This is a genomic window from Microcystis sp. M144S2 (genome assembly GCF_020246065.1).
Classification (GTDB): domain Bacteria; phylum Cyanobacteriota; class Cyanobacteriia; order Cyanobacteriales; family Microcystaceae; genus Microcystis; species Microcystis ichthyoblabe_A.
In genome coordinates this window covers 1-11,573 of record NZ_JADBTR010000066.1, presented here as the reverse complement: position 1 = coordinate 11,573, position 11,573 = coordinate 1, and the positions used below count along the sequence as shown (strand labels likewise).

Sequence of the window (11,573 nt, the reverse complement as noted above, 5' to 3'; positions counted from 1 at the left end):
GTGAGACTTCGGCGTGAGCTCAGTCGAACGCTCAGTCGAACGCTCAGTCGAACGCTCAGTCGAACGCTCAGTCGAACGCTCAGTCGAACGCTCAGTCGAACGCTCAGTCGAACGCTCAGTCGAACGCTCAGTCGAACGCTGAGTTCACGGCCGAAGCCCAACCTACGTTTATCTTATATTTAATTCCACCCACCCACTTATGAAAACTATAAATTATTAACTAAAAATTTTGTATCTCCTTCAGTCACCCCTATTTAAACCATAAAATTAGAGTTATCTTTATGTTTGCCACTGATAAATACTTAGAATTATTAAAGCAATACCCGCCTCGTCCTATTCACAATGAGGAAGACTTAGAAATGATGCAGGAGGTTATTAATCGCCTTTTAGACAAACCCCAATTAACGGTAGAAGAAAGGGAATATCTAAATGTTTTAGGGTCTTTAATTTATGAGTATGAGGAAAATCAAGAGCCAATACCTGATATTTATGGAATTGAATTGTTAAAATTCATACTAGAGGAAAGAAACCTACAAAAGCAAGATTTGCTATCTATTTTTGAAAGTAAGTCAACCCTGGATGATATTCTTGATGGGCAACAAGAGTTAACCCCTATCTATATTCAAAAATTAGCCAATTTTTTAAATATATCTCCTGATTTATTTCTTCCTAGTTAGTCACAAAAAATGCGCTAGACAGTTAAATTTATTTCCTGTCTTAACGCATAGGTTAACGGACTAAATCAAAGCCCGATAACGCCCCAAAGCCAGTAAAGGAAAATACTGCTGATAGAAATGATATTTCAGGTAAAAATGACAGGGAAAACCTGTACCAGTGAAGTAATCTTCATCCCATGTACCATTTTCTTTTTGGGTAACAAGAAGATAGTTAACGCCCTTTTCGATTACTTCTCGCTGATAATTACCGGTGACTTTCCCGACGGCTAATAAACCGATTAATGCCCAAGCAGTTTGGGAAGCGGTACTATTTCCCTGTCCTTTAAATTTAGGGTTATTGTAACTAAAACAGGTTTCACCCCAACCACCATCAACATTTTGACAACTGCTTAACCAATTGGCTCCTTTTTGCAATTGCTGGCGATATTTATTCGGTTCCAGAAAAGCCAAAGCAGATAATGCCCCACTGGTTCCATAAATATAATTTACACCCCAACGACCAAACCAACTACCATCAGCTTCCTGTTCTTTTTCCAGATAATCCAAAGCTTTTTTAACTCGAATTTCCTCCATTTTAACATCACAAGTACCTAACATTTCTAGAACTCTGGCAGTAACATCAGCCGTATTAGGATCGATCATTGCTTTTAGATCGGCATAGGGCAAAGAATTAAGCCAGTTTTGATCGTTATCGATGTCAAAAGCTCCCCAACCACCAGCTTTACACTGCATAGTAGCCATCCAATTAACTGCCCGTTTCATCACAGCTTTTTTAATATTTTCATCGGGCATTTTAATTAACTCTAAAGCCATCACCACCACTGCCGAATCGTCTAAATCGGGATACCAGCGATTATCAAATTCAAAAGCCCAACCCCCGGGGGTTCCGATTTTATTTTTAATCGCCCAATCGCCATAATCAAGAATTTGTTGATCGATTAACCATTGTCCCGCTTTAATCATAGCTGGATGAGCGGGATTTAGACCGGATTCAATTAGCGATCGAATTACCCAAGCCGTATCCCAAACCGGCGAAACACAGGGCTGTACACAATAGGTATTATCTGTCTCAATGGCAAAATTATCCACCGCTTTTAAACCGCGGGCAACAATCGGATCGTAAACATCATAACCTAGGGCTTTTAAAGCTAACAGGGAATTTAACATCGCCGGGATAATTCCTCCCCAATCGCCCGTGTCTTCCTGTCGTTCAATTACCCATTTTTCCGCCGCTTTCAGACTTTCTTGACGGAAGGGAACTAAATCAGTTTTTTCTGCCCATTTAAACAGCCCATCTAACCAGAGGAAAACATCCGCCCAATCGTTATTTTTTGGTAACTCATACTTGACATTATTCACCCCTTCTGTATAGAGTTCATCGAGATTAAAACCCATTTTATACACGGGTTTTTTGTCGAAAACAATTAATAAAGGAACCGTACTTCCCCGCGCCCAACTGGACATTTCATAGATAGTAAAAGGGAAATTTTCCGGCAGTAGCATAATCCAAGCGGGGATAGAGGGAACCCCCTGCCAATCGTAACAACCAATCAAAGCGAGGTGCATTTTGGTGAAAATGCGGGTTTTGCTGATGCCACCTTTAGCTAAGATAAATTCTCTAGCTTTTTCTAAAGCAGGATCATTAGCGGGAATTCCCAATAGTCGCAGCCCCATGTAGGCTTCCACAGTGGTGCTAAGATCGCCACCATCACCATAAAATAACTCCCAAGCGCCGTTAGGACACTGTTGCTGACGCAGATGGGTGGCGGCTTTGTCTAGGGGGCGTTTTTTGTCAGTTTTCCAGATTTTGTGCAGTAAAATTGCTTCTGAGGTGATGGTGACATTAGATTCCAATTCTGCCCACCAGTAACCGTCAGAGTATTGGGTAGAAAGTAAATAATTTTGAGAAAGTTCGATCGCTTTCGCTGTTTTAGCGGCTATTTCGGTGATTTTTTCCTGAATCTGCATTTTTTCCGTTCGACAACCTCTAGGGACCACGAGTGCAAATAATTCATAATTCCCTGAAGACAAAAAGGGTACGAAACTCGCACCCCACCAGATTGATCTTCATTTAACTTACTTTTTCTTTTTGCCTTTAGCGGGCGGATTATCCTTCGCTGCCGGTTCCGGAGCTTTTTCCTCCACTTGCGGGGCTGCTGCTACGGGTTCCGGGGCTTTTTGTCCCATTTGGGCGGCTACTTCGGCGGCGAAATCCGTTTCTTCTTTCTCGATCCCTTCACCTAGTACAAAGCGTTGGAAACGACGCACCTGAATATTCTCTCCCAAAGCGGCGATCGCTTGTTTGAGCAATTCGTCAATACTGATGTTCTGATCGCGGATAAAGGGTTGATCGAGCAGAGAAAGTTCTTTCAAACGTTTTTCAATGCGGCCGGCCACGATTTTTTCTTTGATATTATCGGGTTTATTGGCTAAATCGTCCCGTCCCATCTCAATTTCTTTTTCTTTGGCGGCGATTTCGGCGGGAATATCGGCCACTTTTACATATTCGACGTTAGGACAAGCGGCAATCTGCATCGCCACGTCATTAACCAATTTTTTGAACTCCTCGCGACGGGCGACAAAATCGGTTTCACAGTTCACTTCCACTAAAACACCGATGCGGCTGCCGGTGTGGATGTAACTGCCGATCATCCCTTCTGCCGCTACCCGACTAGCTTTTTTCTCGGCGGAAGTAATCCCTTTTTGACGCAACCATTCGATCGCTTTAGTTATATCCCCCGCGTTTTCCGTCAGCGCCCTCTTGCAATCCATCATGCCGGCGCCGGTCTTTTCCCTAAGTTCTTTAACCTGTTGTGCTGTAATTTCCGCCATAAAATTCCTAACCTACTGCTTATAATTGATCATGCCACGAGAGGGGCAGGTTTGACCGCTCGATAGGCTCGGAAAGTTTCCCCCCGAACCTAGCTGCGATCAATGGCTAATTTTCCCTAGTTATCGTCGTCTCCACTGGCAAATTCGGCGGCGTATTGGGAATAATCACCTTCTTCCTCGTACTCGGTTTCATTATCGTAGTCTTCCTCGTATTCTTCCACCGCTGCTTGACCACCCCGACGACCTTCGATGATCGCATCGCTAATTTTGCCTAAAATCAGTTTGACTGAGCGAATTGCGTCATCGTTGGCGGGAATCGGCACATCTACCAAGTCAGGATCGCAGTTAGTATCCAAGAGGGAGATGATGGGAATGCCCAATTTTTGGCATTCTTGGATAGCGTTGTATTCCCGACGCTGATCCACTACGATCACTAAATCCGGCAGCCGGCGCATGGTTTTAATGCCACCGAGGTATTTTTCTAGTTTGCCTAATTCCCGACGCAGTACCGATGCTTCTTTTTTCGGTCGTTTATCGAGGGCGCCACTATTTTCTAATTCTTCTAATTCTTTGAGTCTTTCTACCCGGCCGCGAATGGTTTCCCAGTTGGTTAACATTCCCCCTAACCAGCGTTGGTTAACGAAGTGGCTGCCGCTGCGTAAAGCTTCCTGTTTAATGATCGCTGCCGCTTGCCGTTTCGTACCGATGAATAAAAAGCGTTTACCGCGATCAGCTTCTCCTCGGACAAATTCGTAAGCTTCTTCGATTAATTGGGCAGTTTGCACCAAATCAATGATATGAACCCCATTCCGGGCAGTGTAGATGTACTGAGACATTTTCGGGTTCCAACGGCGCGTTTGATGGCCGAAGTGAACCCCAGACTCTAGCAATTCTGCGAGAGAGACAACGGGCATATTTTTCTCCTTTTCGGGTTTATCCTCCATCTAGGGCTGGATTTCTAGATTCCTAGAAACACCCGATCGCCTAGATGTGCGATTTTTGACAACTTTTCTAGTCTAACACGAAAGGGCGCAATTGCATACCCGTAAATATTGGGTACTGAGGGCTTCCTACTGCAATTCCTCAAGTTTTTTCAAAACCGCTTCTGCATGGGCTTTTACCTTGACATTTGACCAAATATAGGCAATATTTCCCCGGGGGTCGATCAGGAAAGTGGAGCGTCTAATCCCCATATATTCCTTGCCCATAAATTTTTTTAATCCCCAGACTTGATAAATTTCCGCCAGTTGATGATCGGGATCGCTCAATAATTGAATAGTTAAATTGTATTTTTCAATAAAACGACAGTGGGACTTTTCTGAATCGGGACTAACTCCCAGAATTACCGCATTTAATTGCTGAAATTGCGGCGACAAAGCGGTAAAATCGATCGCTTCTGTGCTGCAGCCCGGAGTGTTATCTTTGGGATAAAAATATAAGACCAACCATTGACCGGCAAAATCTGCTAATTTACTAATTTCCCCCCTTTGGTTGGGGGTGGCAAATTCGGGGGCTTTTTGTCCAACTTCTAGGGTCATTTTTAGGAGTGTAAAGGCAAGAGTAAGAAAGGAGCGAGGGAGAGGGAAAGCAATAGCCAGACTTGATAGTTAAATCTGGGAAGTTCGGGGTTTTCTGACTCGACTAAAGCATCGATTCTCTCTAATAAACGATTATTTAAAGAATGATCATTGAGAGCGACACAGCAACTATCGGAGAAACTTATTTCCGCTACTTGATTAACTTTTTCTGCCACTAAAAGCAGCGATTCAGCTAATAGTAAATAATCCACCTGTCCGGAAGCGTACTTATCGGCGCGTAATTCCCGCAAGAAGACCAATTCTGACCATAAATTCTCGCTATTGGGCAGCCAAGAAGACATCGATCGCAGCCAACCTAACCAGAAAAACCAGAAAGTGTCATGATATTCTTGGTGAGCTTGTTCGTGGGCTAAAACTGCTTGTAAATGTTCTTGATCTAAGAGATTTAATAATCCTTGCGTCACAATTAATTCCGACTTCCAGAAGCCAACTCTGGCACTGTAGGGAAAATCCACTGCTAAAACTCTCGCTTTCTGAGCGGTGATTTTTTTGAGGGGATAACTGCTAAAATCCCGATGGGTTTGCCAAGTTTGATAGGAAAGTTTTATCAAACAAAATATAGCAAAAACTAGCCAAATTATGGCACTAAAGTAACTTATTAAACTAGAGTTATAGCCTAGCATTTGCCCGCGATAGCCCATACAAACCACCGATATAACTGTCATTAACAGCAGCAAAGGAGGAAAGAGGAAGAAAAATAGCGTTATCTGCCAACGACGCTGATAGCTGGGCAGAAACCAACGTAAACCAATGGCGATAGTTAATGCTAGTAATAACATTGAACCGTGCATTAGCTTTCTCTCCGTTGTTGACGAAGGGTATCTAAACGAGAGGCGATCGCTTTTAATTGTTCGACACTAGCAGTATCGAGACTATCGGCAAAAGAAGCCACCACATCCGCATTACCAATAGCCAAAAAACGATGTAATTGTTCGTAGGCTTTAATTGCCTGTGCTTGTTCCTTAGAAACCATCGGTTTCCAGTAGAAAATCCGACCCTTTTTATAACAACTTAACCAGCCTTTATTAGTTAAACGACGCAGTACCGTAGTCACAGAAGTATAGGCCAGATCTCGTTCCGGATCCGCTAAAATGCGATCGTGGACATCCTTAACGCTAACGGGTTCCAATTCCCAGACAATATTGAGAATTTCCGCTTCCAGGGGGCCCAGGGATAACTGTTTTGGTTGATAGGTCGGCAATTGAGCCATAGTCACACAGAAATGAAGATTACTTTCCTGATCATAGCGGCGGATATCGATCGCCTGATAAAATAGCAACGATCCTTTATATTGTCTTTATGTCCACCGAAACTAATTTAACCACAACTACGGGCGCTGATGCCATTGATGTGGCGATCGCTAATGGCATTGATTTTGATGGTTCCCCAATTCCCCCGGCAAAATTGGAACTTTATCACCGGGTAATGGGTTTGGAAGCAGGACGACAAAGAAGCGGAGTATCTAACACGATGAGATCGCGAATTGTCCGCATCGGGGCCAAACATATCCCCCAAGAGGAGTTAAATCAGCTGTTGTTAGCCGCCGATTTTGCCCCTCTCAAGGAGAAAGAAATCGCTTTTTACCTATAATGTCGGCTTTTCATCTCTCGGTTTCACCTCGGAGATGAAAAGTTCCGCCAGCATAGAACAGCACTTCGACACATTTCGACAGGCTCAATGTAAAGGCTCAGTGACACGAAGCACGACTAAGAATAACTCTAATCTATAGTTGCCAATTTAATTTTAGTATGCTAGAGTAGTTTGCGTGGTAGGTCGACAACGCAAAATGTTTGTTTTAGAGTACAAGCTTAGAGGAAAACCATCTCAATATCAAGCCATTGATGAGGCTATTCGGACAGTACAGTTTGTTCGGAATAAATGTCTTAGATATTGGGAAGACAATAAAGGTGTAGGACAAAAGGATGTATATAAATATGTCACTCAATTAAGAAGTGAATACCCTTTTGTTCAAGACCTTAACTCTACAGCTTGTCAACAGGCTTGCGAACGGACTTGGACTGCTATTCTTAGGTTCTATAACAATTGCCAGAACCAAATCGCTGGTAAGAAAGGATATCCTAAATACTCTAAACGTACTCATTCTGTTGAGTTTAAAAAGTCAGGTTGGAAACTTAATCGAAATTCCAAGAGAATAACTTTCACTGATGGGAAAAACATTGGGGAGTTAAAACTAATTGGTAGTCGAGACTTGTTGGATTTTCAAGAATGGCAAATTCAACGGATAAGAATAGTTAAAAGGGCTGATGGATATTATTGCCAGTTAATGCTAAAACTCGATGCTAGAGATATAACCCCACAATCAGAATCGACGGGTCATTGCGTAGGATTAGATATGGGGTTAAAATATCTTTATGCTGACAGCAACGGGAATACAGTAGAGCCTCCTAAGTATTATCGAAAAGCAGAGAAGCGTCTTAATAAACTGAATAGAAGAAAGTCGAAAAAGTTTAAGAGAGGACAAAAGCAGTCTAATAACTACAAAAAAGCTAGTCAAAAATACGCCAAGGGACACTTAAAAGTAAGTAGGCAACGAGAAGAGTTTGCTAAAAAATTGGCACTCCGTTTAATTCAGTCAAACGACTTGATAGCCTACGAGGATTTAAAAGTCAAGAACCTTGTGCGTAATCGAAAACTAGCCAAGAGTATCAATGATGCTGGTTGGACACAATTGAGAAAATGGATTGAGTATTTTGGCATTAAATACGGCAGGCTAACTATTGCTATTAATCCCGCCTATACAAGTCAAGAATGCCTTAATTGTGGTCGGTTAGTCAAAAAGTCTCTATCAGTCAGAACTCATGTTTGTTTGTGTGGGTATGTGGAAGATAGGGACAAGATGGCGGCATTAAATATACTCAAAAAAGCTACGATAGGGCATATCGGAAGCTGGTCGTCAGACCTAAACGCTTGGGGAGATTTAAGCTCTATTTTGGTTGGTAGAAATACCTGCTAAGACAACTTGAGTCAGTGAACCAAGAATCCCTCGCATAAGCGCGACGGGAGTGTCAATATCTCAAGTAGTCAAATTTTTGCTCACCATTTTTCGCCTAGACTGCTTGCGGTTAACCGGATTGTTGGGGAAATTAGCCAGGGAGTCTAGGTTAATCTAATGCTCAAGGACACCTCGAATAAAAGATTTTGTTAACAAAGTGTTGGTCGAGGAAATCTCCTTGATATACATTGATGAAGAGGGAATAATTTTCAACAACTAACAAGGCTCTCCGTCCCTCAAAATTCGATTTTTCGAGGTAGCCTAGACATAACGCCTTGGTTATTGCCTAAAATTAAACTTTTTTTGCCCATCAATTTAAAAACTTGCGTTTTTTGGATCATCTTAGCCTAGAGGACTGGGTAGTATGAGTTACAGCAAAGTTAATTTGTTAATTTTGTCCATCAGTGTAATCTGGGTTAAATCTCTCACTTTTTCCGTTATCGATTACTCAAGGGGTAGCTCGATCAATTGGAATTATTGAGAAAATCTTCGGACTAATTGAGAATCAACCAAGCTTTTATCAGGGTTTCAGGCGGTGCAATGCTAAAGTAAATCTATTTTTCGAGGTACCCCCAAGAGATAACTACTGATTCCGAGCCGGTAATGATACACTAGGCATGATTTAACTTCAGACCTCGATCGCAAAAGGAAATAAACATCGATGAAAGCCATGATTTTGGCGGCAGGCAAAGGAACTCGTGTCCGTCCGATTACCCATACGATTCCCAAACCCCTGATCCCGATTTTACAAAAGCCGGTGATGGAGTTTTTGTTGGAACTGTTGCGACAGCATGGCTTTGATCAGATCATGGTCAATGTTAGTCATTTAGCCGAAGAAATTGAGAGTTATTTCCGCGATGGTCAGCGTTTTGGGGTGCATATCGGCTATTCTTTCGAGGGTAGAATCGAAGAGGGAGAGTTAATCGGTGATGCCCTGGGATCGGCGGGCGGTTTACGACGAATTCAAGATTTTAATCCCTTTTTTGACGATACTTTTGTGGTTCTCTGTGGTGATGCGCTGATTGATCTCGATCTAACCGCAGCCGTTAAATGGCATCGAGAAAAAGGAGCGATCGCTACTATTGTCACCAAAACCGTCCCCAGAGAGGAAGTATCCAGTTATGGGGTGGTAGTTAGCGACGAGGAGGGAAGGATTCTCAGTTTCCAAGAAAAACCCGCCATCGATGAAGCTTTAAGTACCTGCATTAACACGGGTATCTATATTTTTGAGCCAGAAATCATTGATTTTATTCCCCCTAATAGTAAATACGACATCGGGGGCGAATTATTCCCCCAATTAGTCGCTAAAGCTGCGCCTTTCTACGCTTTAAACATGGATTTTGAATGGGTGGATATCGGTAAAGTCCCCGACTACTGGCAGGCAATTCGCGGGGTGTTATCCAGGAAAATTAAAAATGTTGCTATCCCCGGCATCGAAGTCAAACCGGGCATCTACACGGGCTTAAATGTGGGGGTAAACTGGGATCGAGTCGATATCACCGGACCTGTGTATATCGGGGCAATGACGCGCATTGAAGACGGGGCGAAAATTGTCGGTCCGAGTATGATTGGCCCAAATTGTTGGATTTGTGGCGGCGCGACGGTGGATAATAGCGTTATTTTTGAATATTCTCGCCTCGGTTCAGGGGCGCGTTTGGTGGATAAGTTGGTCTTTGGGCGCTACTGTGTTGATAAAACCGGCGCGGCGATCGATGTGGAAGCGGCAGCCTTGGATTGGTTGATTACCGATACCCGCAAGGTTCTCCCAGAGTTTGATCACCCTAAACATCAGGCAATTCGTTCTTTATTCAATGGCAAGTAGGCAACACCGCAACGGGGAACTTTTTACTTGATAAGTACCTAAGCAAAATTAATTACACATATCTAACCACTCCTTGCATGAGTGCCTTTTGCCTTTTGCCTTTTGCCTATCCTAACCAAGACATTAATTTTGCACGACTACTTATCATGTTTGATTCTCCTGTTGATCTTCTCATTCTCTCTAATGGTCCTGGAGAAATATCTACATGGGTGCGTCCAGTTGTCAAGAGATTGCGACAAAACTTAACAGAAGATCGATCGCTGTTGCGGATTTCGGTGATTCTTTCCCCTTGTACCCATGCTATGGGAGCGGAAACGGAAGTAGTTAGGAAATATCCGGAGGTTGATCGAGTCCAGTCGCCAGAAAACTTCTTTAATTTTCTTTTCTGGGGAAAAACCGCCGATAATTGGGATTGGCACCCCAAGGGCATCGTTTTGTTTTTAGGGGGCGATCAATTTTTTGCCCTCACCATCGGTAAACGTTTGGGTTATCGCACCGTTATCTATGCGGAATGGGAAGCGCGTTGGTATCGGGGGATCGATCGCTTTGCCGTGATGAATACAAGTGTATTAAATAATATTCCCCAACAATATCAGCATAAATTTACCGTTATCGGCGATTTAATGGTGGATTTGCCCAATGCTATCACCCCGGATGATGCTACCTTAATTGCACTTCTCCCGGGTTCCAAACCCTCGAAATTAGCTCAGGGTGTACCCCTAACCCTAGCCATTGCCGAAAAGATACACGCGCAGGCTCCCCGGACTAAATTTTTAATTCCCGTCGCTCCTACCCTAAATTTAGCTTATTTGGCGAAATTTGCCGATCCTAGCTATAATCCGATGATCACTAAAACCGGTTGGAGTGCTGCTAAATTAAAAAACGGCGAAAAACCCTATCTAGAAACAGCTAAGGGGGTAAAAGTTGACCTAATTACCGATTTTCCCGCCCATAACCAGCTTTCTCGCTGTCATTTAGCTTTAACGACGGTGGGTGCTAATACTGCCGAATTAGGGGCGCTGGCAATCCCGATGATTATTTTACTACCGACTCAGCAACTAGACGCGATGCGAACTTGGGACGGTTTACCCGGTTTATTAGCTCAACTGCCGGGGGTGGGTTCTTTATTTGCTAAGATAATTAATCTCTATATGTTGCGGAAAAAGCGTTTATATGCTTGGCCAAATATTTGGGCTGGTGCTGAAATTGTTCCGGAATTATTGGGGGAATTACAACCAGAGGAAGTGGCAAATATAGCTATATCCTGGCTAGAAAATCCCGAACAATTAGAGGCTATCCGGCAAAAATTGCGGGCAGTGCGCGGGCAACCAGGAGCAGTGGATAAGTTAGTATCTATTATTGCTGAACAATTGTCTAGTTTTTAAGCAATCAGAGAATTAAGTAGCTGGTTATAATTAAATTGAAGATAGATTTTGGGTTCGATCCCCCCTGCCCCCCTTGATAAGGGGGGTGCCGATAGGCGGGGAGATCCCCCCTTGATAAGCTGTCCTTTAGTCACATCTTTCTTAACATTTCAAACCTTTGTGGCACAAGGCTTTCAAGACTCGGTTAACAATTTGTAATATTCCTTGTTGACACCCTTACTGACAAAGAAAAAACTGAAATCAAGT

At 43.1% G+C, this 11,573-nt stretch carries 11 protein-coding genes; 5 read left to right on the top strand and 6 right to left on the bottom strand.

Annotation, left to right across the window (positions count from 1 at the left end; all coding sequences use genetic code 11):
- Positions 1–281 precede the first annotated feature (281 nt).
- Positions 282–677 (top strand): helix-turn-helix domain-containing protein, encoded by a 396-nt coding sequence (locus IM462_RS09065; RefSeq protein WP_287701163.1) that lies wholly within the window; start codon positions 282–284, stop codon positions 675–677.
- A gap of 60 nt (positions 678–737) precedes the next feature.
- Here the strand turns inward: IM462_RS09065 and shc are convergent, their stop codons facing one another.
- The 6 genes from shc to IM462_RS09035 form a co-directional block, all read right to left on the bottom strand.
- Complete coding sequence (gene shc, locus IM462_RS09060; protein WP_287701162.1) at positions 738–2,645, bottom strand: squalene--hopene cyclase; 1,908 nt, start codon at positions 2,643–2,645, stop codon at positions 738–740.
- A 108-nt stretch (positions 2,646–2,753) separates the two neighbouring features.
- Positions 2,754–3,509 (bottom strand): translation elongation factor Ts, encoded by a 756-nt coding sequence (tsf, locus tag IM462_RS09055; protein WP_002753383.1) that lies wholly within the window; start codon positions 3,507–3,509, stop codon positions 2,754–2,756.
- A 116-nt stretch (positions 3,510–3,625) separates the two neighbouring features.
- Positions 3,626–4,423 (bottom strand): 30S ribosomal protein S2, encoded by a 798-nt coding sequence (gene rpsB / locus IM462_RS09050; RefSeq protein WP_079210095.1) that lies wholly within the window; start codon positions 4,421–4,423, stop codon positions 3,626–3,628.
- Between the two features lie 156 nt (positions 4,424–4,579).
- Positions 4,580–5,047, bottom strand: coding sequence for a thioredoxin-dependent thiol peroxidase (bcp, locus tag IM462_RS09045; RefSeq protein ID WP_004162677.1), 468 nt, complete (start codon positions 5,045–5,047; stop codon positions 4,580–4,582).
- A gap of 2 nt (positions 5,048–5,049) precedes the next feature.
- Complete coding sequence (locus IM462_RS09040; RefSeq protein ID WP_002761003.1) at positions 5,050–5,898, bottom strand: M56 family metallopeptidase; 849 nt, start codon at positions 5,896–5,898, stop codon at positions 5,050–5,052.
- On the bottom strand, positions 5,898–6,386 hold the full coding sequence (locus IM462_RS09035; protein WP_002761005.1) for a BlaI/MecI/CopY family transcriptional regulator: 489 nt from the start codon (positions 6,384–6,386) through the stop codon (positions 5,898–5,900). The genes IM462_RS09040 and IM462_RS09035 overlap by 1 nt, the downstream gene beginning before the upstream one ends.
- Positions 6,387–6,406: 20 nt before the next feature.
- Here IM462_RS09035 and IM462_RS09030 point away from each other — a divergent pair, with 20 nt between their 5' ends.
- The 4 genes from IM462_RS09030 (at position 6,407) to IM462_RS09015 (ending at position 11,327) form a co-directional block, all read left to right on the top strand.
- The gene (locus IM462_RS09030) at positions 6,407–6,697 is read left to right on the top strand and encodes a small RNA NsiR4-regulated ssr1528 family protein (protein ID WP_002732452.1); all 291 of its coding nucleotides are present in this window, start codon (positions 6,407–6,409) and stop codon (positions 6,695–6,697) included.
- A 196-nt stretch (positions 6,698–6,893) separates the two neighbouring features.
- Positions 6,894–8,081 (top strand): RNA-guided endonuclease InsQ/TnpB family protein, encoded by a 1,188-nt coding sequence (locus IM462_RS09025; protein ID WP_287701122.1) that lies wholly within the window; start codon positions 6,894–6,896, stop codon positions 8,079–8,081.
- Positions 8,082–8,781: 700 nt separating this feature from the next.
- Complete coding sequence (locus tag IM462_RS09020) at positions 8,782–9,942, top strand: nucleotidyltransferase family protein (RefSeq protein WP_287701120.1); 1,161 nt, start codon at positions 8,782–8,784, stop codon at positions 9,940–9,942.
- A gap of 146 nt (positions 9,943–10,088) precedes the next feature.
- Entirely contained in the window at positions 10,089–11,327 is a 1,239-nt protein-coding gene (locus tag IM462_RS09015; RefSeq protein ID WP_287701164.1) for a glycosyltransferase family protein, read from the top strand.
- Positions 11,328–11,573: the final 246 nt, after the last annotated feature.

Bases quoted from the DNA above. Each gene is read 5' to 3' on its own strand.
- IM462_RS09065 (WP_287701163.1), top strand. From the start codon at position 282: ATGTTTGCCACTGATAAATACTTAGAATTATTAAAGCAATACCCGCCT.
- shc (WP_287701162.1), bottom strand. From the start codon at position 2,645: ATGCAGATTCAGGAAAAAATCACCGAAATAGCCGCTAAAACAGCGAAA.
- tsf (WP_002753383.1), bottom strand. From the start codon at position 3,509: ATGGCGGAAATTACAGCACAACAGGTTAAAGAACTTAGGGAAAAGACC.
- rpsB (WP_079210095.1), bottom strand. From the start codon at position 4,423: ATGCCCGTTGTCTCTCTCGCAGAATTGCTAGAGTCTGGGGTTCACTTC.
- bcp (WP_004162677.1), bottom strand. From the start codon at position 5,047: ATGACCCTAGAAGTTGGACAAAAAGCCCCCGAATTTGCCACCCCCAAC.
- IM462_RS09040 (WP_002761003.1), bottom strand. From the start codon at position 5,898: ATGCACGGTTCAATGTTATTACTAGCATTAACTATCGCCATTGGTTTA.
- IM462_RS09030 (WP_002732452.1), top strand. From the start codon at position 6,407: ATGTCCACCGAAACTAATTTAACCACAACTACGGGCGCTGATGCCATT.
- IM462_RS09025 (WP_287701122.1), top strand. From the start codon at position 6,894: ATGTTTGTTTTAGAGTACAAGCTTAGAGGAAAACCATCTCAATATCAA.
- IM462_RS09020 (WP_287701120.1), top strand. From the start codon at position 8,782: ATGAAAGCCATGATTTTGGCGGCAGGCAAAGGAACTCGTGTCCGTCCG.
- IM462_RS09015 (WP_287701164.1), top strand. From the start codon at position 10,089: ATGTTTGATTCTCCTGTTGATCTTCTCATTCTCTCTAATGGTCCTGGA.